Raw genomic sequence first — 22,990 nt, forward strand, 5'->3', positions numbered from 1 at the left:
TGGGCGCGCATGATGCCCTCCCAGTTTGACCATGGATCGTTGGAGAGAGGCATCGTGCCAGTCGGATGGCGGCGCGCAGAAGATGCCGGATGGAGGAAGTGATGCTGCCGCGCCTGGCGACACAAGTCACAGTCCCAAATCCGCCGCCGGAACCGAGCACCGAGGGCGGGCCACGCCCGGTGCTTTCCGCCGAGGCGCTGGCCAACCTGCGAGCCGCCGTGGTTCTTCGTCTGCTCGAGGCCATGATGCGCCAGATCGCTCAAAGGGGCGACAAGGGCGCGGTCGCCCATCAACTGCTCGACGTTCTGTTTGCGGCGATGAAGACGATGCCGCCCCGCGACGGCAAGGACAACGAACCGGCCAAGCACCTTGCGAACCTGCTTTCGCGTCTGCCGGCCGAGATGCGGCCGTCGATCGAGCGGCTGCTGACGACGGCGCTGTCCGTTGCTTCAACACGTGTGCTGATGGAGATCATCCGCAATCCCGGAGGTCGGGACGCGCAGCGGCTGGCGCAGGCGCTGCTTGCCATCGCCACCGACACTCCGAATGTCGACCGAGTGGCCGGCAGGCTCAATCGGCGCTTTGCCGGCCTGGAGGCGCAGCTTGCGGCCTCGTCGCGGAAGTTTGGGCGGGATGGGCCCTCCGGCGGAGTCAATCCGGGTGCAGGCGACAGCAGGGCCTTGCAGGCGACTTTGCGCAGGATGTTCGAGGCTGGAGGCGAAGCGCGCCCAAGCCACGGCCGCTCGCGTATCGAGCCGGGGCCGACGATGGCGCCTGCCGCTGTCAGAATGTCGACGCAGGCCTCCGCCGTTGCTGGAACTGGAACGCAGGGCGCCCCCAGCGTTTTGCAGCATGGGAGCAACGACAGCGCCCGTTTACGCTTTGATGCGGCGAAGGCGCCGGAAAACAGCATGAGCAACGGCCAGTCACGGCTCGACGCCGATGCGGGTGATCGGTTGACAGGCAAAGCCAATCCAATTGGGAGTTCCCGCGGGACGCCCCAGGAAAGCATGCAGCGACTGGTAGCCGGCATCATTTCCAACCTGACGGACGACGAGGCGCTCGTTCTGCGCCTGCTGCTGGAAGCGCCGCTGCCCGAGGCGCCACCGGATGCTGTGGACCAGACGCCGCTGCCCGAACATACCGCTGACGATTCAGCCCCAGACCCGCGCACATTCGAGGCAAAGCCGGGCACGACCGACCGAGCGGGTGGGAACGAACCGGGAGGCCCCAAGCCATCCCAGTCGGACGGCGCCGGCGGCGACGCGGGCCCCGCTGCCGTGCCCGCCGCACCGCGCGAGGAAGAGAGCGCCGAGGCGTTGCAGCCAAGGACCGAGCAGGGCGACAAGCTCGCACGAACGGCTGCGAATGCACTTCCCCTATTGGATCGACCGCTGGAAAGGCTGCTCATGCCGCTAGCGTTGCGGGAGGGATTTGGTTTTCCCGTCGTCCCTCACCAGCTTGCGCAGGACGATCTCGAGAGCGGCGAGGCTCTCCGTCGCGAGGAGGGTAACGAGGAAGGGACGTCTGACACGGCGGACGACAACGAGCCTGACGACGGCAATGAAGAAGCAGGCGACGACGATCAGCAGGCAGAGGAGCCGGCAGATGCCGATCCCGATCTGCCGGACCGCAGGCGCAAGATGGAGGAGCTTGCCGGTCCACCCGATCCGGGCTTTGCCTTCTACCAGAAGCTTGGGGACTACTGGACCTGATCGGCAAGGGCGCGGGCCGCTCGCCCGTGCGGCACTCCGATCATGAAAAAAGCCCGCGGGGATCGCTCCCCGCGGGCTCCTTATTTTGACTGACGCGGAGATTATTCCGCGTTGCCGCGGTTCTTCAGAGCCGCGCCGAGGATGTCGCCGAGCGAAGCGCCCGAGTCGGACGAACCGAACTGTGCGACGGCTTCCTTCTCTTCGGCAATTTCCAGTGCCTTGATCGAAAGCTGGATCTTGCGATCCTTCTTCGAGAAGTTCAGGACGCGCGCGTCAACGGTCTGGCCGACCGAGAAACGCTCCGGACGCTGTTCGTCGCGGTCACGCGACAGGTCGCCGCGACGGATGAACGCGGTGATGTCTTCGTGGTCAACGAGCTTCACTTCGATGCCGCCATCGTTGATCGCGATGACTTCGCACGAAACGACAGCGTTCTTGCGCAGATCGCCGGAAGCGGCAGCTTCGCCGACCGAGTCGCGGCCGAGCTGCTTGATGCCGAGCGAGATGCGCTCCTTGTCGACGTCCACATCGAGAACGACAGCCTTGACGACGTCGCCCTTGTTGTACTCCTCGATGACCTGCTCGCCCGGACGGTTCCAGTCGAGGTCGGAGAGGTGGACCATGCCGTCGACGTCGCCGTCGAGGCCAATGAACAGGCCGAATTCGGTCTTGTTCTTGACTTCGCCTTCGACTTCGGTGCCAGCCGGGTGGCTGTGCGCGAAGGCTTCCCACGGGTTCTCGAGCGTCTGCTTGAGGCCGAGCGAGATGCGGCGCTTGGTCGGGTCGACTTCGAGAACGACCACGTCGACTTCCTGGCTCGTGGACAGGATCTTGCCGGGGTGGACGTTCTTCTTGGTCCAGGACATTTCGGAGATGTGGATCAGGCCTTCGATGCCCGGCTCCAGCTCGACGAACGCACCGTAGTCGGTGATGTTCGTAACCGTACCGGAGATCTTCTTGCCGGTCGGGTACTTCGTGCCGATGCCATCCCACGGATCACTCTCGAGCTGCTTCATGCCGAGCGAGATGCGGTGGGTTTCCTGGTTGATGCGGATGATCTGAACCTTGACCTGCTGGCCGATGGACAGGATCTCCGACGGATGGTTGACGCGGCGCCAGGCCATGTCGGTGACGTGCAGCAGGCCGTCGATGCCGCCGAGGTCAACGAACGCACCGTAATCGGTGATGTTCTTGACGACGCCGTCAACAACCTGGCCTTCTTCGAGGTTCTGAACGATTTCAGAACGCTGCTCGGCGCGCGACTCTTCGAGAACCGTGCGGCGCGATACAACGATGTTGCCGCGGCGCTTGTCCATCTTGAGGATTTCGAAGGGCTGCGGGTTGTGCATGAGCGGCGTGACGTCGCGGATCGGACGAATGTCGACCTGCGAACGCGGCAGGAAGGCAACGGCGCCGTCGAGATCGACGGTGAAGCCACCCTTGACCTGGTTGAAGATGACGCCTTCGACGCGCTCGCCAGCTTCGAACTTGACTTCGAGCTTGGCCCAGCTTTCTTCGCGGCGAGCCTTCTCGCGCGACAGAACAGCCTCGCCGAGAGCGTTTTCGATGCGCTCGACATAGACTTCGACTTCGTCGCCGACCTTCAGCGTGCCGTCCTTGGACTTGGCGCCGAATTCCTTGAGCGCGATGCGGCCCTCGACCTTGAGGCCGACGTCGACGATGGCGACGTCCTTCTCGATGGCGGTGATGATGCCCTTGGTGACATAGCCTTCGGCCAGGTCGTGGGTGGCAAACGATTCCTGCAGGAGGGCTGCGAAATCGTCGCGCGTGGGATTAGCTTGGGACATGGAAACTCCTGGTGTGCCGGATGAAGGCACGGGCGCCGGGGGGTTAGCGTTGACAAAAAGCGAGGCACGTCCGCTTCCCCAAGGGGAAGCTAAACCGGCGCGGGGACGGCTGTCGCTCTAGTGCTTAAGGGCGGCATCGATGATGGATTTCGCCGCCAAAAACGCCGCCTCTATATCCATTTCCGAGGTGTCAAGCAAGTGCGCGTTTTCCGCGGGGCGCAGCGGGCTGTCGGCGCGGCCCATGTCGCGTTCGTCACGGCGGCGCACGTCATCGTACACGGCGTCGTAGTCCGCCGTGCCGCCATTGGCGATGATCTCGTCGTAGCGGCGCTGGGCCCGGACCTCGGGTGAGGCCGTTATGAAAAGCTTCACGGTGGCGTCTGGGCAGACGACGGTGCCGATGTCGCGCCCGTCGAGCACCGTGCCGGGCTGCCGCCGGGCAAACGCCCGCTGCGCCTCGACAAGGGCGCGCCGCACCGTCGGCATGACGGCGATTTTCGAGGCGGCTTCGCCGATCTCGTGGGCGGAAAGCACGCCGCGGTCGAGGTGGGAAAGGTCGAGCTTGCGCGCGACATCGGCGGCGACGGCTTCGTCGTCGAGCGGCAGGTCGCGGTCGAGCAGCGCCTTGGCGGTGGCGCGATAGGTCAGGCCGGTATCAAGGTGATGAAAGCCATAGACCTCGGCAATCCGGCGGGACAACGTGCCCTTGCCGGCAGCCGCTGGACCGTCGATAGCAATCGTCGTCATTGAATTTCCTTGTTTCGGGATCGCTTCACGTTTCGTGTTACCGGAGAATGGGCCGTGATGCCAAGTGCGAATGAGTAGGTCCGCCGCCGTGAGCGCATCTCTGACGCTTTGGCGATCGCAAGGCGAATGGTGACACTGCAAGGATGGGAACACCTATCGTGACTGCTCTGCCTTCCGTCTCTGGCGCTCCTTAAGATGGGCTCGCAAGGCTATGGCGGAAGCGATTGCCGCCAGGACAAGGGCAACGGGATGGGTGTCGGGAACAGTCGGGTCGCTGCCCTCGATCTGTTTCCAGAGCACGAACAAGGATGCGAACAGGATCCCACCGAAGAGGATGATACCTGAGCGAAGCCCTTTATTGTCCATCGCTCCAAGGAGGAGAGTTGGAGCTGAGAGGATCAAATCCAGCCTCGATGGAACAGGTTCTAGTCCCTCACCTTCGAACAGCGGAGCTGCGTCAAGGATTGCGTTCTGTCGCCTGCCCCAGACCGCCTCGGCCAGGAACGACAGAGAGAAGACGGCCGCGGCGCTTATAGCTGCAAATGGCGCTGGCAGCACACCCTGACGATACAGCAGGAACGAAATGAGCATCGAGAATGCGATTGCCACGGCGCTCAACGATTTGCGCTGACCCAGCGTCTCAACCGCCTGATAATCCGCCTCGCTTAGTATTACCGCCTTCGCCCGCGGGAGCCGGCGATAGACGACGCGCCCGTCAGCGAGACGGCGCACAAGGCGGCTGGGGAGCTTCGTCATGCTCTGTCCTCCGGTTTCAGCGAAACCTAGCTGACGGGCATTAACGCTTCATTCCCGGGAGGGTTGCAATCTTAGGCGTTGCTTTCGATCCTCGCACCTAGCCCCGCCATCAGCCCCATGAACTCGGGGAAACTGGTGGCGATCATCGTCGCATCGTCCACCGTCACCGGGTGTTCGGAGGCGAGACCCATGACGAGGAAGCTCATGGCGATGCGGTGGTCGAGATGGGTGGCGACGGCCGCGCCCGACGCACTGCCGAGGCCCTTGCCATCGGGACGTCCGCGCACGACCAGCGCCGCTTCACCCTCGTCGCAGTCCACGCCGTTCAGCTTCAGCCCAACGGCGACGGCGGACAGGCGATCGCTTTCCTTGACCCGCAGTTCCTCCAGCCCGTTCATCACCGTCGTGCCCTCGGCGAAAGCGGCGGCGACGGAAAGGATCGGGTACTCGTCGATCATCGAGGGCGCACGGTCCTCCGGCACGGTGATGCCCTTCAGTTGCGAGTGGCGCACGCGCAGGTCGGCCACGTCCTCTCCACCGGCAAGGCGCGCGTTCAAGACTTCGATGTTCGCGCCCATCTCCTGCAATGTCAGGATCAGCCCGGTCCGCGTCGGGTTCATCAGCACGTTGAGGATGGTCACGTCGGAGCCGGGCACGAGGAGGGCGGCAACGAGCGGGAAGGCGGTGGAGGAGGGGTCGCCGGGCACGTCGATCACCTGGCCGCTCAGCTTGCCCTGGCCTTCCAGGCGGATCGTGCGAACGCCGCTTGCATCCGTCTCGACCGTCAGGTTCGCACCAAAACCCTGCAGCATCTTCTCCGTGTGGTCGCGCGTCATCACCGGCTCGATCACCGTGGTGATTCCCGGCGTGTTGAGGCCGGCGAGCAGAACGGCCGACTTCACCTGGGCGGAGGCCATCGGCACCCGATAGGTAATCGGCGTTGCCGCTTGTGGTCCGCGGAGCGTCACCGGCAGGCGGTCGCCGTCGGCGGCTTTCACCTGCACGCCCATCTCGCGCAGCGGGTTCAGCACGCGCCCCATCGGGCGTTTGGTCAGCGAGGCGTCGCCGAGGAAGGTCGAATCGAAGTCATAGACGCCGACGAGGCCCATCATCAGGCGGCAGCCGGTGCCGGCATTGCCGAAGTCCAGCGGTGCCTCGGGTGCCAACAGCGCGCCGTTGCCCACCCCGTTGATGATCCAGGTGTCACCCTCTTTGCGCATCTTCGCGCCCATGGCCTGCATGGCCTTGCCGGTGTTGATCACGTCCTCGCCTTCGAGCAGGCCGGTGATCCGCGTCTCGCCGCTGGCAAGCCCGCCAAACATGAAGGCACGATGCGAGATCGACTTGTCGCCTGGGATGCGGACGGTCCCGGAAAGGGCGGTCGATGACTTGCGTGCGGTTGCGGGCTTTGGCTGGGCACCATGCGACATGGAACGGAGATCCTCGATTCAGAGCGTGCTGGACGGCCGGCCGATCTGCGAACGCGATTGTCCTGGCGCCATCCCCCACCGAAGTTGTGCGGCTTGCTAGCACAAAGCACCGGAAGCGTCATCCTCCTTGCCTGGGAAAAAGCCATGGCCGTTTTTCATGCGCGCGCCGGCCTCGCAAAGCCCTGTAAACTTAGGCTTTGACAGCGGCGGGCAAGACGATTATGGGAGCCGGCTAATTCTTTTTCTCGAACATCCCGCCGGTTATCCGGCTTCGCCGGAAATATTCGGCCATTCAAGAGGCTTTGACTGTGGCAAAACCGGAACTTGGAACCAAGCGCATTGACCCGGAAACCGGCCGTAAATTCTACGACCTGAACCGTGATCCGATCGTTTCGCCCTACACGGGCAAGTCCTATCCGCTCTCCTTCTTTGAGGAAACCTCTGCGGCCGCCGTTCTGGAAAAGGATGAGGACGAAGAGGTCAACGAGGTCGATACCGAGAACACGGACGTCGAACTGGTTTCGCTCGAGGACGCTGATGATGAAGCAGCAGGCGGCAACGATCTGCCGGATATGGACGACGAAGACGTCGAGATGGGCGACGAGGACGACACCTTCCTCGAGCAGGACGAAGATGACGACGACAACGACATGACGGGCATCATCGGCGTCACCGGCGACGACGAGGAAGCCTAAGATTTTGTTTTTCCGGCCGGAATCAAAAAAATCCGGCCGGAAAGGATTTTTCGGCTTGCCATCTTCGGAAACCGGAAGTATGAAGCCGCACCTGCCCGGGAAAACCCCGGTTCGGTATCCCGGAACCGGCCTCGCCGGACCCTTGATGGGGCTATAGCTCAGCTGGGAGAGCGCTTGCATGGCATGCAAGAGGTCAGCGGTTCGATCCCGCTTAGCTCCACCATTAAATCTATCTTCTCTAAAGATCGGAGAAATTCAGCCAGTTAACTGACGTGCTCGACGACGGCCCAGACCAAGTCAGACCAGCGTTTCAGACCAATTTTCGGCTGTTGCTAATACTCCACCCGCAAAAACATTCCGCCGTCTGTGCGACAGGGGTCTGGTCTAATCTCCGTCCCCATCTTACCTGATGCCCGACCGCAGACGAGCGTGGCAGACATCCAGAGCCGTATACTGGACGCCATCAACGGCATGATGCTCGACATGCTCGCAGCCAATGCCCGCAAGGACTGTGAGGACCGCAGAAGGCGACAGGCGCAGGGCATTGCCAAGGCCAAGAACGATGGCGTCTACAGGGGACGCCCGGAAGATGCCGAGCGCAGCCCTGCTATCGTCCAGATGCTGGCCGGTGGGCAGAGCTGGACAGCATCATCAAGGCAACCCGCTGCTCTCGTTCGACTTTGTCACGCTTAGGGCGAAAACGCATAGTTGATGAACGAGTAACGCACTGGCCGTCCGATTGCCTTCACCGCTACTTTGCGTCCTGAGCGGCCCGAGACGCGTCCCGAAGCTTCTGCTCATCCTCCGGCGTTAGCTTTGGTGGCTCGACAGTGATCGACAGCTTGTTGAGCTTGCCAGTGAAGGTGAATGGAATTTGATAATCGCGATCGTCGACTGGCGTGCCAGTCTTCGAGCCAACGTCGAACGTCTCATCCAGTGGAAGACCGAATGGAATGGTGTTCTCCATTCTTTGCGTCGCGACGACTTTATCGTCCACCGTCAGTGTTCCGGTAGCGGGACGGCCAACGCCGCTCAGATCGTTGAAGGCAAGCGTGGCAAAACCAAGCCCGTCATAATTGAAGTCGAACACCAAGGTGTGTCTACCGGGTGAGAGTTCATCCGGGCCTTCCCAGCGATCCCGTTTGAGCCCGAGATGGTTGTAGGTGAATACAGGCTTCCCTTTCACCAGGTACAATCCGTATCCGCCCAAGCGCCCGCCTTCGGCAACAATCGAACCTTCGCCGCCACGGCCGTCAGCGAAGGGCGCTGGGATACCCAGCGCGTCATCGCCGAAGCGTCGATCGGTAGCACCTGGTACTTGGCGAACTCGCCAAACATCAGGTCCCTCATCTCCCGCACCTTGTCAGGATTGGCAGCAGCCACATCGGTGGATTGCGTCCAGTCGTTCTGGACATCGTACAGCTCCATCTTGTAGGCGGTTGCGGGGTTCTCGATCGCTTTGCCGACGATCTCCCAGGGCGGACGGATGGGAACCGCGCTGAGCATCCAGCCGTCATTGTAGAACCCATACTCGCCCATCATCTCGAAGTACTGGGTGCGGTGCGGTGACGGCGCTTCGGCATTGCCCTTGTCGAAGCTGTAGACCATGCTGACGCCTTCGATCGGCTTTTGCGCGATGCCGTCGACCATGACCGGTGCGGGAATGCCCGTCGCCTCCAGGATGGTCGGCACGATGTCGATGACATGGTGGAACTGGGTGCGAATGCCACCCTTGTCGGTGATATGACCCGGCCAGGAAATCGCCATGCCCTGGCGGGTGCCGCCAAAGTATCCGGCAATTTGCTTGGTCCATTTGAACGGCGTGTCGAATGCCCAGGCCCATCCCACCGCGTAGAGCGGGAAGGTCCGGTCGGTGCCCCAAGCATCGTAATACTTCAACTGTTCGGTGGCCGGCATATTGACGCCGTTGATGGCGAGAACCTCCGAGAGCGTACCATTCACCGTGCCTTCGGCGCTCGCGCCGTTGTCGCCGCTGATGAAGATGATGAGCGTGTTGTCGAGCCTGCCAAGGTCCTGCACCGCCTGCACAACGCGGCCGATTTCATGGTCGGTGTACATGAGGTACGCGGCGTAGACGTCGGCCTGTCGGATGAACATTTTCTTCTCGTCGGCCGACAGGGTGTCCCAAGTCTTCAGCAGATCGTCCGGCCAGGGCGTGAGCTTGGCATCCTGCGGGATGACGCCGAGTTTCGTCTGATTGGCGAAAATCTGGTCACGCAGCGCGTTCCAGCCCTTGTCGAACAGGTGCAGGTCAGTCGCTTTCTTGATCCATTCGGGTGTCGGATGATGTGGCGCATGGGTGCCGCCCGGGACATAGTAGAGAAGGAACGGCATCGACGGGTCGACGGAATTCATTTGGTTCAACCAGTCGATGGCATCATCGGCCATGGCGGTGGTCAGGTTCCACCCCGGATGCCCGACATAGGGACTGATCCGCGTCGTGTTGCGATACAGCAGCGGAGACCACTGGCTGGTGTCGCCGGCGACGAAGCCGTAGAAGTACTCAAAACCCATGCCGGTCGGCCACTGGTCGAACGGCCCAGCCTGACTGGTTTGGTAGGTCGGCGTGTTGTGATCCTTTCCGAACCAGGAAGTGCGATAGCCGTTCTCCAGGAGGATGCGGCCGATCGTGGCGGTGTCCTTGGGAATGATGCTGTTGTAGCCAGGGAACCCGGTCGCCATCTCGCCGACGACGCCATACCCCGCACTATGGTGATTGCGGCCGGTGATGATGGCGGCACGGCTCGGTGAGCACATCGCGGTCGAATGGAAGTTGGTGTAGCGTAGGCCGCTGGCGGCGATACGATCGAGCGTTGGCGTCGGTATGACGCCGCCGAAGGTCGAGGGCGCACCGAAGCCGACATCGTCGGTCATGATCAGGAGGATATTCGGCGCGCCATTCGGCGGCACCACACGCGCTGGCCACGCCATCTTCGACTGAACTGCGTTGAGGCCGATGTCGCCACGAAATGGCTGGGGTGGTGGAGGGAGGTAGCGGCCGTCGACCGTTGTCGTGGCGTCGGGTGAGCCAGGCACGCCGGTGGTCTGTTGAGCCATTGCCGGCGCGAACGCGAACATGGTCAAGGTCGCAGCGACGCCTGCACACAAACCCATCAATCTGTTGTGAGTGCTACGCATGGTTCCTCCATCTGCCGAGGTGTACGGCTAAATCTGAATGAAACCTTGGGTCTTGCTGCGGCACCCCGTGAACCCCGGTGGCGCGGCCAGAATATTAGCGCAAACTAATGGATATATTCAATCAATCTTCCGAAATCGGGCCGCTTTGGGCCGTCCCGGTGCTGCTCACCTGTCCGTAAGGGCATCGTACCTGGACCGCTGCGGACGTTGTCCTGACAGGTGGACGGCGGTCCGCCCTCGCGCGCCTGACGGTAGAGCTTGTCCGTCTCCCGTTCGATGTCGTCACTCCTCGTCATCGTCAACTTCAAGTCACTGGTTCCGAGGTTTACCAGTTGCGCGGTCTTGCCGTCGAAATGCAGGCGGATGGCCTGCGGGACAGGATCAGTGGTGGCCGCAACGATACCCGCGTTTCGCCTACAGGTTGATTTTTTATTTACTTGCTCTCAGCCACACGCTACAGCGCCCGGATACTTAAAGTGGAGAAGAGCAGGGGATAATGAGCAAAATTGTAGTTCTCAATAACAGTGCTTCACGACTGGTGTTAGCGGGGATGCTCGTGGGAAGTGCGGCCCTCGCGGGATGTGTTCCCCCCGATAAGTCGCACACCTGGAACCCACCTTGGGCAAGCGGGGCGTCTGACCGCGGTCCATACGATGTCAGTCCATCAAAGCCCGAACCGAAGCCCGAGCCGAAGCCCGAACCGAAGCCCGAACCGGAGCCGGAGCCGGAACCGAAGCCCAACGGCTAAGATCGGTGAAGTCGCGGGGCCGAGTCACCGCTTCCCACGCTGGCGCGCGACCATGGCAGCCTTTCGGGTGGAGCGTTTCGGCTCCAGCCCGTTCCCGGCAATCTTGTCGCCGTCTCACAAAGGAACCGCGTTCGGGTCTTCCGGTAGTTTCGCCACTCCGACGCGCTGCCGATTCTGGAATGCCCCCAACTTGGCAGGGAACGGGGCATACGGAACGGCACGCCGCGTGCGCTTCATGCTGGCGCGTTCGTCCCGAGCGAGGACTGTCGCTCTTCGGGGCCGCCGTCAGTCCGGCGGTAACGACGCGATCTGACTTCACGGGATTTCGATTTTACTCGCGGCGAGGCTGCCGATAGGCTCGCGCGACAATTGTGCACCAGGGAGAAAGATCGATGAAACATCGCTTTGCAGTGATCGCAGTCGCCTTGGCCTGTTTCGGGACGGCCCATGCGCAGGACACGAGCATGAGTTTCTTTGTCACCAGCGTCAATCCGGGCCAGGGCGGGGATCTTGGCGGCCTGCAGGGGGCGGACGCTTATTGCGACAAGCTCGCAAGTGCCGCAGGGTCGACGGGCAAGACCTGGAAGGCCTACCTCTCGACGGATTCAGAGAATGCAAAGGACCGAATCGGCGCCGGTCCCTGGTACAATGCCAAAGGCGAGAAAATTGCCGACGACGTCGCCTCCTTGCACAGCGACAAGAACAACCTGACGAAACAGACCGCCCTCAACGAGAAGGGGGAGGTCATCAACGGTCGCGGTGACACACCGAACCGCCACGACATGCTCACAGGCTCCAAGCCCGATGGCACAGCCGCGCCTGAAACCTGCGGGAACTGGACCATGGGCGGGACGGACGGGGCTGCAATCGTGGGCCACAGTGATCGCACGGGCCTGGATGAATCCGCCGAAGCCAAGTCCTGGAATGCTTCGCATCCGACGCGGGGCGGCTGCACGCTCGAGGCCTTCAAGAGCACGGGCGGCGACGGGCTGTTCTACTGCTTCGCTGCGAACTGACGCAACGCGCGCGGGTCAATAGGCTTCCCCTGCCTCGCTCCAGCCGACCGGGTCAGACCGGCGGCTGCGCGAAGGCGGGCATGGCGCTGCCCTGCGACCTGCAGGCGAGATAGAGGCGAGCGGTGTCGAGGGCTTCCCGAATCGTCAGGTCCATGTCGAGATAGCGGTAAGTTCCGAGCCGACCGACGAAGGTGACGGCTGCTTCCTGTCGCGCGCGCGCCACGTAGCGCTCCAGTTGTTCCTTCTCCTTCACCAGCCGGATGGGATAATAGGGCGTGTCGCCGGGGCCGCATTCCCGCGAGAACTCGCGATAGCAGACAGATTCGGCGTGCTCTTCCCATGGGGAGAAATGCTTGTGTTCGGTGATGCGAGTATAGGGCACGGCGAAGTCGCCGTAGTTCATCACGGCGCAGCCCTGATAGTCGCCGCTATAGGTAAAACGCTCGAAATCGAGGGTGCGGTATCCGAGCCGGCCGAATTCATGGTCGAAATAGCCGTCTAGTGGGCCGGAATAGAAAATGTGAGCAAAGCCGGCGCTTTCGGCGCGGTCGAAATGCGTCTCGAGCTGTACGACGATATTGGCATGGTCGAGGATGCGCTCGACCATGTCCGTATATCCATTTTCCGGCATGCCCTGGTGTCTGTGGAAGAAGTAGTTGTCGTCGTAATTGAAACGGACAGGCAAGCGTTTCAGGATTGAGGCGGGTAGCTCCATTGGCGAGCAACCCCATTGCTTTTGCGTGTAGCCTTCGAAAAACGCCTGGTAGAGGTCTCGTCCGACGAAGCGCAGGGCCTGCTCTTCGAAGGTCTGCGGATCGGTTATTGACTGATCGGCTCGCGTCTCGATGAAAGCGCGGGCCTCGTCCGGCCGCAAGGCTGTGCCGAAGAACTGGTTGATCGTGTGAAGATTGACGGGCAGGGAATAGACATGGCCGTTGCTGGTCGTCTTGACGCGGTTCTTGTAGGGCAGGAATGTCTGGAAGCGGTTCACATAGTCCCAGACCTCCGCATCGTCCGTGTGGAAGATGTGCGGACCATAGACATGGACCATGATGCCCGTCTCGGGGTCACGCTCGGTATGGCAGTTGCCGGCCACGTGATTGCGGGCATCGAAGATCTCCACCCGATGGCCCGCTTCCGCAAGTGTGCGCCCGATAACGGCGCCCGAAAGCCCTGCGCCGACGATTCCGATGGTGCCTGAAGTCATCGTTCGCTCACGCGTCCGCGCTCGGGGCAGTCCACAAGCGGGTATCGTGCGGGAGCGGTGAGAATTCGTGCCAGCGGGCCAGCTTCTCCGTGTAGCGGTGGCGGTAGGCCTCTTCGCCTTCGAACGCGATGTGCGCCTGGATGAGCTCCGCGCCGATCTCGTAATAGACGTCGAGGTTGAGCAGGTCCGGCACCGGCGTTTCGCCGCGCTCGGCCTCGCCCTGCATCTGCCAGAACAGTTCTTCCAGCCGGCGGGCCAGCCCTGGCATGTCGCGCAGGACAGAGGTGTCGCGGTTCTGAGCGAGTGTCTCGCGGACAGCCTCAAGGCTCTTGCGATCATGAGCGAACGCTATGGCGCGCTGCACATATTCCTCCGGGGATGCGCAAATCAGGTCCGGTATGCCGGCTGCGGCGACGATGCTGGCGCAGAAGCGGGCCGGGAAGCTCTTGCCGGCAACGGTCAGAACCGGCAATCCCATGGTGATCGCATCGGCGGCAGTGGAATGTGCGCCATAGGGGTGCGTGTCCAGGAACAGGTCGGCGAGTGCGATGCGGGCGAGATGCTTCGGGTTGGGCATCTTGCCGGCGAAGATGATGCGTTCGGCGGCGATGCCGGCCTCTTCGGCCTTCTGCTGCAAGCGCTTGTTGGCGCTCGCGTTCTCGCCGAGCAGCCAGAGCACACTGTCGGGTGTGGCCGAAAGGATCGACAGCCAGCGCGCAAAGCACTCCTCAGTGATCTTCTGCATGCCATTGAAGCAGGCGTAGACGAACGCGCCCTCCGGCAGGCCCGCTTCCGCCCGGGTCGGCCGTGCGGCAATCTCCCGCTTGCGGTCGATCGGTTGACCGCAGGCGATCCGCAGGACCTTCTCGGTGTAGTAGATCTCGTTTTCCGCCGGGATGATATGATCGTCCGTGATCAGGTATTGATGGTACGGGCTGGCCATGGAACCCGGATAACCGCAGAAATTGACAATGACCGGGGCCGGTCGATAGGCGAAGATCGCCGTGCGGGCGTGCTTGGTGTATCCGTTGACGTCGATAAGGATATCGATCTCGTCGGCGGAGATCAGCTTTGCCGCGTCGATATCCGTGATCGTCGCGATATCGCGCCAGCAATCCACGGCGTTTCTGATCCTGTCGTGGGTCGGATCGTTGACGCACGGTTCCCCGCAGTAATAGGCGAAAACCTCGACGCTGTTCTTGTCGTGCAGTTCCAGCACTTCGCTGAGCGCGAAACCGACGGCATGCTGGCGCAGGTCCGATGAAACGTAGCCGACCCGAAGGCGCTGGCCCGTACCCGACTTGCGCCGCGCCGGCTTGCGCGGGACGCTGCTGATGTCGGGCCGGCCGACCAACGATTTATTGTAGCGATAGGCCTTGGCAAGCTGGAAGATCGGGTCGTCTGCATAGCAGCCGAGCGTCAACGGCGAGAATGCATCGGTCAGCTGGCGGGCAGTGACATGAGTCGATGCAACGAGGACCGGCCATTTGCACTGGTGCTGGCGTGTCGACAGCCAATGCTGAGCCGCTTCGGGTTTCGAAGGCTGCAGCTCGATCGCCTGCCAAAGCGCGGTTTCCGCCTCCTCGAGTCGGCCGGCGTTTTCCAGCACGCGCCCCGTGTGCTGGAGGGCCATCAGGCGGTGGCCCAGCTTCTCGGGGGTGATTTCGCTGGTCGCCTCTGCAAAGGCCAGCCATTGCCGCACGGCCTGGTCGATCTGGCCGCAGTCCTCGAAGGCGCGGCCGAGATTGATATAGGCGGGACCGAAGGCCGGATCCCGTTTCAGGCAAGCCTGCAGCGCATGGATCGCGCCGACGACGTCGCCCGTCTGGCGAAGCGCGACGGCGTAGTTGAAACAGGCCATGTGCAGCAGCGGGTTGCTGTCATTGAAGGCGATCCAGGTCTTGTAGAGCTCGACCGCCTGGGCGAGCAGGCCCGCCGTCGCCAAGGCCTCGGCCGATTGCAACAGGTCCGCCAATGACAGTTTCTGGCTGCGCGCCTGCTGGAACACGGTGACCAGAGGCGATGCCGGGTCTGGAGCCAAGGCGGTCTTTACATTCATGACGTCCCTCCGACGAGCGGCACGGAGCCGCAATTGCAGGCGCAGTGAAACACCTTGCGCTTATTGCCAGCCGGGCTTGTGCGGGGCTGGCTGTCGTGAGGGCGCCTAAAATGAAAACGGGCGACGCTTGCGCGCCGCCCGTTCCGGTGTTCCGATGGAGGATGCGGTGCAGCCGAAGCCGCGCCCGCCGCCTTGCTGATTATTGGACGCCGGTTTCGGTATAGGCGGCGATGATCCAGTTGGCCTGGTCCTGCGTGAACGCCGTTTCCTTGCCGCCTGTCAGTTTGTCGAGTTGAGCGTCGGTCAAGGTCAGGAAGTCGTCCTCCTGAAGGCCCTTGAGGGCGGCGCTGGACATCTCGGCGAGTTCGACGTCGGTGAAGCGGGCAATATCGCCATCTTCGAAGGCCGAAATCTGGGCCGACGACATTTCCTTGAGCTGGGCGCCGGTCAGGGCCGTGACCTGGTTGTCGGTCAGCGCCACGATCTGGGCGGACGTCAGCGCCTTGACATGCTCTGCCTTCAGGCCAGCGATGATGCCGTCGTCAAGCGATGCCAGATGCGTGGGCGACAGGGCAGCGAAGGCCTTCGCATTGAGGGCGTTCACGTCGGCCGTGTTGAACGAGGCAACCTGGTCGGGGGTCAGGCCGGCGGCGCCGGCGGCGCTGATGGCGCCGAGCTTGGCGGCATCCCACAGGGCGAAGCCATCCTTGTTGACGGCTGCGATCTTGCCTGCGTCGAGCGCACCGATCTGGGTCGCCGTCAGCGCGCCAGCCTGCGTATCCTTGAGCTCGGCGATGTTCAGGGCCTGGATCTGCTGCGAAGACAGGGCCGCGATCTTGGTGGCATCCCAGCCGTCCATCTCGTCGTTGGTCAGGACGCTGACCTGTGCCGTGGTAAGCCCCTTGATCTGGTCTACCGACAGCGCGCCGCCGCCGACACCGTCGAGCTGGGCGATGTTGGCGCCCAGACCGGCAACCGCCTTGGCGCTGAGAGCGCCGACGTTGGCAGCACCCTTCGTCGCATCGTTGAAGAGTGCGGCGATGTCCGCCGCTTCGAGACCGGCGGCGCCGGCGGCGCTCAGGCCTTCGAGCTGGCTGACGGTCAGCGCTGCGGCAGCCTCGTCCTTGAGGGCTGTGACCTGGGCCGCGGACAGCTTGCCAACCTGGTCCTTGCTCAGATTGACGACGGACGTTGCGCTGAACTGGTCGAGCTTCAGTGCAGCGACCTGCTTGGACGTCAGGCTGCCTACGTCGCCTGCGCTGAGCTTATCCAGATCTGCCTCCAGGAGCCCGCCGATCGTGTCCGTGGAAAGATAGGCGTATTGGCTGGCCGTAAGAGCCACCGCATCAGTCGTGTCGGTGTTGATCTCCCGCAACTGGCCGAGCGTCAGGCCAGCGAGAGCGCCGGTCGAAAGGTTGCTCAGTTTCAGCGAGCTGATTTCATCGTTGTCGATTACTGCAAGCTGGCTGGAGGTAAGCGCAGCGACCTGCTCATTTTTCAGAGCCGCGACGGCGGCGGTGTCGAGTGCCTTGACCGAGTTAGTGGAAAGACCCTTGATCTGTGCGGTGGACAGGTTCGAAACAAAAGTAGTGAGACCCATGAAAATATGCTCCAGGATTAAAGTTGGCAGACGCAATCACCCGCCTCACCTCCGATAATCCAAGGGGCTTCACGGCAAGGGTCTAAAGCCCTTGCGCATCGCGCGACGCTACCGTTCTCCCGGAGCCGCCACCGGCATCCGCAAGCCCGGCACCGCCCTTGACCGGCGTTGGTGCTAGGTGAAACATGGCTCGCGCGAGCCAGCGCATTGGAATGGCATCATGCTTCCAGAGCAACGAATGTCTCTGATCCCTACGCCCGTGAAAGCAATCATCCCTCGACTGAATGCCATCTTGCCAGCAGCGGCGGCTCGAAAGCATCTTTGTCCGCGAGAGATTTTCGCTTCGTAAGGACCCTATTTGGTACAGCTTAACTTTCGGTTAAAAGTGCACCAAATGATTGTTTTTTCTGTCGCAACACGTCTCTACCCGAAAGCATGAACGGATCGCATGCAACATGCGATCCGTTCAATTCGTCTGCCGGGAAAAGCTGGTGATGCGATAGTCAGGGGCCGCCGAATTCGGTGTAGGCCGCCACCACCGCATCCACTTGCGCCTTGGTCAACGCCTGCGCCTGTGCGGTCGTAAAGCTGTCGAGTTGTGCCAGGCTCAGTCCGGCAAAGTAGGATGCGGACAGCCCCTTAACGGCACTGGAACTGATGGCCGCGATCTCGTCGGTCGTGAAGGTCTTGATGTCCTCCAGCAGCATCGCCGCGATCTGCTTGCTGGACAGCGCGCCGATCTGCGTGCTGTTGAGAAGATCGATCTGCGCCGACGACAGTGCGGCGATCTGTTCCTGCGACAGGGCTGTGATCTGGCTTGTTGTCAGTTTCGCAATCTGGTCGCTCTTCAGTGCGGCTACGGCGCCTGCGGAAAGCCGCCCCAGTGCCCGGGAGTCGATAAGCGAAATGTCATCCGCGGAGAAGGTTGCGAGATCCTCGGCCTCCAGGCCAGCGATCCCGGCCGATGACAGGGCCGCGATCTGGCCGCTCGTCAGTGCCGCCGCCTGATCGGTCGAAAGGGCTGCGATCTGGTTGCCCTTCAGCGCGGCAATGAAGGCCGTCGAGAGGGCGGCGGTCTGGGCCGTCGAAAGTGTCGTCACATCGAAGCCGGCGACCTGGCGTCCGGTCAGCGCGCCGATCTGCGTCGTACTCAGCGCGCCCATCTGGCCGGTGGTCAGGTTGGCGAGCTGGGCGGTCGAGAGCGCCGCGACCTGCTCCAGTGTCAGTGCCGCGACCTGGGCGGTGGAAAGGGAAGTGATAGCGTCTGTGGACAGCCGCGCGAGCACGTGTGTCTTGATGTGTGCGATTTCGTCGGTCGTGAAGGTTGCGAGATCCTCGCCCTCCATGCCGGCGGCGGCGGTGGCAGACAGTGCGGCGATCTGGCCACTCGTCAGGGCTGCTGCCTGGTCGGTCGAGAGGGCGGCAAGCTGGTTGCTTTTCAGCGCGGTGATGAAGGCCGTCGACAGGGCGGCGGTCTGGGCGGTCGTAAGTGTCGTTACATCGAAGCCCGCGACCTGGCGTCCGGTCAGCGCGCCGATCTGCGCCGTGCTCAGCGCGCCCATCTGGCCGGAGGTCAAGTTGGCGAGCTGGGCGGTCGAGAGCGCCGCGACCTGCTCCAGCGTCAACGCCGCGACCTGGGCGGTGGAAAGGGCGGCGACGGCGTCGGTGGAGAGCCGCGCCAGTGCCTGCGTTTTGATGCGCGCGATTTCGTCGGTCGTGAAGGTTGCGAGATCCTCGCCCTCCAGGCCGGCAATCCCGGCCGCCGACAGTGCTGCAATCTGGCCGCTCGTCAGGGCCGCTGCCTGGCCGGTCGAGAGCGCGGTGATCTGGCTGCCATTCAGAGCCGCGATGAAGGCCGTCGACAGGGCGGCGGTCTGGCCGGTCGAAAGCGTCGTTATATCGAGGCCCGCGACCTGGCGTCCGGTCAGCGCGCCGATCTGCGCCGTGCTCAGCGCGCCCACCTGGCCGGTGGTCAGGGTGGCGAGTTGGGCGGTCGAGAGTGCTGCGACCTGCCCCGGTGTCAGCGCTGCGACCTGGGCGGTGGAAAGGGCGGCGATAGCGTCGGGTGTGAGGGCCGGCATTGCCCTGGCGTCGATCGCCGCGATCTCAGCGGTCTCGAAGGTCGCCAGGTTCTCGGGCGGCATGGCGCGCAACGCGATCGGCGTTAGAGCAGCGATTTGGTTGCTGGTGAGCGCTGCGGCCTGACTGGTTGAGAGCGCGGCGATCTGCGTGCTTTTTAGCGCTCCGATCACGTTCGTAGACAGGGCGGCGGTCTGGGGCGCCGAAAGGGCCGTCACATCGAGACCCGAGACCTGGCGCGACGTCAACGCGCTGATCTGCGCGGTGCTCAGCGCACCGAGCTGCCCGCCAGCAGACAGGGCGGCCGTCTGCGCGGCCGACAAGGCTGCGATCTGCGCGGATTTCAGTGCGCCCGCCTGGGCGGTGGAAAGCGCTGCGACAGCGGCGGTGGACAGGGCCGTCAGTGCATCGGGTCGGATCGCCGCGATTTCGTCGGTCGTGAAGGTCGCGATGTCCTCGGGCGACAGTGCACGGATTTCAGCGGCGGTGAATGCGCCGATCTGCGTGCTGGTGAAGGCGGCGATCTGATCGGTATCGAGCGCGGCGATCTGGCGTGAGTACAGCGCGGCAACCTGACTGGTCGACAGGGCCTGAATCTGCTGCGACGACAGGACGGCCAACTGGTCAACCGTCAGGCCGACGATGGCGCCCGCCGACACGGCGCCGACCTGCAGGGTGCGGACGTGTTGTGCGTCGATACTTGCAACCTGGCGCGAGCTCATCGCGCCGATCTGGTCAGCGCTGAGGGCGGCTACGTCCTGTGAAGACCAGGCTTGGATTGCAGCCGTGGAGAGGGCCCGAATCTGACTGATGGAAAGCGAGGAAACGGTCGATACCATGGGGCGTACCTTTAAATCGTAACGTCATTTCCTGATATCGAGAATGCACTGGCTCCTTCAGAGCCTTGATCCCCAAAATGGAAATCTGGAAAAAAATACTGCGAGTACACGTCGAAAAAGGTTGAAAATACATGGCTCTGAGGAGCCGCGCGCGGGAAGGACATCATGTGTTCGAAGCCGGCGGCAGCCCCGAAATCCTGCGCTCAGAACGGGAAATCCCGTTGGGGGCTGGACCTGCCCAATCGTTTCGCCAACGAATTGTTCGGCAAGATCCTCCCGGTAGGGAAAGAGTTACCCTGAAGGTTCTTAACGCTTGGTTAACGCCCTGTTCGTGACGTCGACGAGGTGCCCGTATCCTCTCCTCGTGTTTTAGGCTCCTGAGCCGTCACGGTGGCTGCGAGGCAGGCTTTGACGAGGCTATCGAGCTTTGCCTGATTCGAAGGCTTGTGTGGCCGCAGGTGATGTCCTTTGACCACGTTCCTGCATCCCCCCGATGCCCTTTCCCTTGTCACTCGATGGGTACCGCCAGGCTGACTTTCACTCGGTCCATGACGACAAGTGTGTTGAAGCGTTTGATGTTCTTGTTGTTGAACAGGAAATCATTGGTGAAGGTCTCGTAGTCGCTCATGCTCTTGACGGCGACGATGAGAATGAAGTCGACCTCACCGGTGACGTAGTAGCATTGTATAACTTCAGGTGTCGCGCGCATCATCTTCTTGAAGTCGCTCATGATGTCCGGCCGTTCGCGCTCGAGCGAGACCTCCACCACCATTGTGAGCCGATGTCCGACCGCTGCCGGTGAGACAACGGCAATCTCGGCTTCTATCACCCGGGATTCGCGGAGCCGGTTGAGGCGGCGCAGGCACGCCGACGGCGAGAGGCCAACGGCCTCGGACAGCTCCTGCGCGGTCCGCCGTGTGTCTGTCTGCATGAGATTGAGAAGTTTAGCGTCGAAAGCATCTAGCATCTGTTGCCCCTTTTTTTGCGTTATTCGCGTTTTGGCGCAAATCTTTCTCGCAAAAAGTCAATGTTTGATAAATTTCCGCGCGCCTTCTCTCTATCCTCAAAATTGAACATCGAATCTAGTTTCCACCGCCAATGCGCTGGCCGCGCCGGAGTTCGAAATGACGGGAATGCAACTATCACGCGATAAATTGCTTGAAGCGTATCGCATGATGCGGACGATCCGCATGTTTGAGGATCGCGTCAGCGCCGAGATGGCGAGCGGCGACATCCCGGGCAACACGCATCTCTACGCGGGTCAGGAGGCATCCGCCGTGGGGATCTGCCTCCATCTTACCCAGGACGATCACATCGCCTCGACGCACCGCGGCCATGGCCATTGCATCGCCAAGGGATGCGATGTCGACGGCATGATGGCCGAAATTTTCGGCAAGGAAAGCGGGATTTGCCGGGGCAAGGGTGGCTCGATGCACATTGCCGATCTCTCGAAAGGCATGCTTGGTGCCAACGGCATCGTCGGCGGCGGTCCGCCGCTCGCCTGCGGAGCAGCTCTGACCGCTCAGGTTCTCGGGCGTAGCGATGTCTCCGTCGCCTTCACCGGCGACGGGGCGATCAACCAGGGCACAACTGCCGAAAGCATGAACCTCGCGCAGGTTTGGAAACTTCCCGTGATCTTCGCGGTGGAAGACAACGGGTTTGGCGAGGCGACGGCGAGTTCCTTCGTTGTGGCTGGCGAAATCGTCAAGCGCGCAGAGGCGCTCGGCATGGCTGCCATCAAGGTGGATGGCGTCGATTTCTTTGCCGTCCACGACGCTGCCGGTGAGGCCGTCGCCCGAGGCCGCAGGGGGGAGGGGCCGACGCTCCTTCACATCGAAACACCGCGATACTACGGCCACTTCAGCGGTGATCCGGACAACTACCGTACCGCTGAGGAAAAGCTGGCGATGCGCCGCGACCGCGACTGCCTGACCATCTTCCGCCGTCGCGTCAGCGAAGCGCAGCTTCTCGCCGAAGGCGACCTGAACGCGGTCGACGCGGAGGTTCAGGCCCTGATCGACGGCGCCGTCAAGGCAGCCAGGGGCGCTCCACAACCTTCTCTCGATACACTCACCACAGACGTCTACGTCCGTTACGCCTGAGCGAGATCAAAATGCCGCAAAAATCTTTCCGTCAGGCCCTCAATGAGGCCCTCCACCACGAAATGGCGCGTGATCCCAAGATGATCGTGCTCGGCGAGGACATCGCAGGCGGTGCCGGCGCGTCCGGCCAGCAGGATGCCTGGGGTGGCGCTTTTGGCGTCACCAAGGGGCTGCTCGGCGCATTCGGCCCGACGCGCGTGCGCGATACGCCGATTTCCGAGAGCGCGTTCGTCGGGGCTGCGGCTGGAGCCGCGGTCACCGGATTGCGCCCGGTTGTCGAGATCATGTTCGTCGATTTCCTCGGTGTCTGTTTCGACCAGATATTCAACCAGGCAGCCAAGTTCCGCTACATGTTCGGCGGCAAGGCGGTGACGCCGTTTGTCCTGCGCGCCACCTTCGGCGCGGGCACGCGTTCGGCGAGCCAGCACAGCCAGGCGCTCTATCCGATCTTCACCCATGTGCCGGGTCTGAAGGTGGTGATCCCGTCGAATCCCTACGACGCCAAGGGCCTCTTGATCCAGGCGATCCGCGACGACGATCCGGTCATCTTCCTGGAGAACAAGGTGCTTTACGACACAGTGGGCGAGGTGCCGGACGGTGCGTATGTGGTGCCGTTCGGTGAAGCCAACATCGTGCGGGAAGGAAGTGACGCGACCATTATTGCGATCGGCCGCATGGTGCACTTCGCGCAGGAGGCGGCCAGGATTCTGGCCGCGGAAGGCATAGACTGCACGGTAGTCGATCCCAGGACGACATCGCCGCTCGACGTGGACACCATCCTCGAAACGGCGGAAGAAACCGGCCGCGTCGTCATTGTCGATGAAGCCAATCCGCGCTGCGGCATGGCCGCCGATATTTCCTCCATCATTGCCGAGAACGCCTTCGGCGCGCTCAAGGCCCCCATCATGAAAGTGACGGCGCCGCACACGCCGGTGCCCTACGCGCCCAATCTCGAAGCGGCGTATCTGCCGGATGCAAGGCGGATCGCAGAAGCCGTACGCAAGACCATGGCTTACAGGAAATAACGATC

15 protein-coding genes, 1 tRNA gene and 1 pseudogene are annotated in these 22,990 nt (G+C 62.4%); 7 read left to right on the plus strand and 10 right to left on the minus strand.

What is annotated here, in order from left to right; genetic code table 11:
• The first annotated feature begins 89 nt into the window (after nucleotides 1-89).
• Nucleotides 90-1,715 (plus strand): hypothetical protein, encoded by a 1,626-nt coding sequence (locus AC1DDS_RS10485; protein WP_477478852.1) that lies wholly within the window; start codon nucleotides 90-92, stop codon nucleotides 1,713-1,715.
• Nucleotides 1,716-1,816: 101 nt separating this feature from the next.
• On the opposite strand, the gene rpsA is transcribed toward AC1DDS_RS10485, so the two are convergent.
• The 4 genes from rpsA to aroA form a co-directional block, all read right to left on the minus strand.
• Complete coding sequence (gene rpsA / locus AC1DDS_RS10490; RefSeq protein WP_477478853.1) at nucleotides 1,817-3,523, minus strand: 30S ribosomal protein S1; 1,707 nt, start codon at nucleotides 3,521-3,523, stop codon at nucleotides 1,817-1,819.
• Nucleotides 3,524-3,640: 117 nt separating this feature from the next.
• On the minus strand, nucleotides 3,641-4,270 hold the full coding sequence (gene cmk / locus AC1DDS_RS10495) for a (d)CMP kinase (protein ID WP_477478854.1): 630 nt from the start codon (nucleotides 4,268-4,270) through the stop codon (nucleotides 3,641-3,643).
• Between the two features lie 153 nt (nucleotides 4,271-4,423).
• Complete coding sequence (locus AC1DDS_RS10500) at nucleotides 4,424-5,026, minus strand: hypothetical protein (protein WP_477478855.1); 603 nt, start codon at nucleotides 5,024-5,026, stop codon at nucleotides 4,424-4,426.
• A 71-nt stretch (nucleotides 5,027-5,097) separates the two neighbouring features.
• The gene (aroA, locus tag AC1DDS_RS10505; RefSeq protein ID WP_477478856.1) at nucleotides 5,098-6,456 is read right to left on the minus strand and encodes a 3-phosphoshikimate 1-carboxyvinyltransferase; all 1,359 of its coding nucleotides are present in this window, start codon (nucleotides 6,454-6,456) and stop codon (nucleotides 5,098-5,100) included.
• Between the two features lie 308 nt (nucleotides 6,457-6,764).
• On the opposite strand from aroA, the gene AC1DDS_RS10510 reads away from it, so the two are divergent.
• From AC1DDS_RS10510 to AC1DDS_RS10520, 3 genes are all read left to right on the plus strand, one after another.
• Nucleotides 6,765-7,151, plus strand: a complete 387-nt coding sequence (locus AC1DDS_RS10510; protein ID WP_310412019.1) for a TIGR02300 family protein — start codon at nucleotides 6,765-6,767, stop codon at nucleotides 7,149-7,151.
• Between the two features lie 147 nt (nucleotides 7,152-7,298).
• Nucleotides 7,299-7,374, plus strand: a tRNA-Ala gene (locus AC1DDS_RS10515).
• 206 nt (nucleotides 7,375-7,580) lie between these two features.
• A complete protein-coding gene (locus tag AC1DDS_RS10520) occupies nucleotides 7,581-7,844 on the plus strand; it encodes a hypothetical protein (protein WP_477478857.1) in 264 nt (87 codons plus the stop codon).
• A 58-nt stretch (nucleotides 7,845-7,902) separates the two neighbouring features.
• Here AC1DDS_RS10520 and AC1DDS_RS10525 read toward each other — a convergent pair.
• A pseudogene (locus AC1DDS_RS10525) lies at nucleotides 7,903-10,310 on the minus strand (arylsulfatase).
• 1,140 nt (nucleotides 10,311-11,450) lie between these two features.
• Here AC1DDS_RS10525 and AC1DDS_RS10530 point away from each other — a divergent pair.
• Nucleotides 11,451-12,074 carry a hypothetical protein gene (locus AC1DDS_RS10530; RefSeq protein WP_477478858.1) on the plus strand — a complete coding sequence of 208 codons (624 nt, stop codon included), beginning with the start codon at nucleotides 11,451-11,453 and terminating at the stop codon, nucleotides 12,072-12,074.
• 52 nt (nucleotides 12,075-12,126) lie between these two features.
• On the opposite strand, the gene glf is transcribed toward AC1DDS_RS10530, so the two are convergent.
• From glf to AC1DDS_RS10555, 5 genes are all read right to left on the minus strand, one after another.
• A complete protein-coding gene (gene glf, locus AC1DDS_RS10535) occupies nucleotides 12,127-13,281 on the minus strand; it encodes a UDP-galactopyranose mutase (RefSeq protein ID WP_477478859.1) in 1,155 nt (384 codons plus the stop codon).
• 7 nt (nucleotides 13,282-13,288) lie between these two features.
• Nucleotides 13,289-15,340 (minus strand): O-linked N-acetylglucosamine transferase, SPINDLY family protein, encoded by a 2,052-nt coding sequence (locus AC1DDS_RS10540; RefSeq protein ID WP_477478860.1) that lies wholly within the window; start codon nucleotides 15,338-15,340, stop codon nucleotides 13,289-13,291.
• A 199-nt stretch (nucleotides 15,341-15,539) separates the two neighbouring features.
• Nucleotides 15,540-16,940: a hypothetical protein gene (locus AC1DDS_RS10545; RefSeq protein ID WP_477478861.1), complete on the minus strand. Its 1,401-nt coding sequence runs from the start codon at nucleotides 16,938-16,940 to the stop codon at nucleotides 15,540-15,542.
• Nucleotides 16,941-17,443: 503 nt separating this feature from the next.
• Nucleotides 17,444-19,858: a hypothetical protein gene (locus tag AC1DDS_RS10550; protein WP_477478862.1), complete on the minus strand. Its 2,415-nt coding sequence runs from the start codon at nucleotides 19,856-19,858 to the stop codon at nucleotides 17,444-17,446.
• Nucleotides 19,859-20,366: 508 nt separating this feature from the next.
• Nucleotides 20,367-20,825: an Lrp/AsnC family transcriptional regulator gene (locus AC1DDS_RS10555; protein WP_310411971.1), complete on the minus strand. Its 459-nt coding sequence runs from the start codon at nucleotides 20,823-20,825 to the stop codon at nucleotides 20,367-20,369.
• A gap of 157 nt (nucleotides 20,826-20,982) precedes the next feature.
• Here AC1DDS_RS10555 and AC1DDS_RS10560 point away from each other — a divergent pair, with 157 nt between their 5' ends.
• Both AC1DDS_RS10560 and AC1DDS_RS10565 read left to right on the plus strand, forming a co-directional pair.
• Nucleotides 20,983-21,960 (plus strand): thiamine pyrophosphate-dependent dehydrogenase E1 component subunit alpha, encoded by a 978-nt coding sequence (locus AC1DDS_RS10560; protein WP_477478863.1) that lies wholly within the window; start codon nucleotides 20,983-20,985, stop codon nucleotides 21,958-21,960.
• Nucleotides 21,961-21,971: 11 nt separating this feature from the next.
• Nucleotides 21,972-22,985 carry an alpha-ketoacid dehydrogenase subunit beta gene (locus tag AC1DDS_RS10565; protein ID WP_310411964.1) on the plus strand — a complete coding sequence of 338 codons (1,014 nt, stop codon included), beginning with the start codon at nucleotides 21,972-21,974 and terminating at the stop codon, nucleotides 22,983-22,985.
• The last annotated feature ends 5 nt before the right edge of the window (nucleotides 22,986-22,990 follow it).

It is taken from the genome of Mycoplana sp. 10N416 (assembly GCF_056394765.1).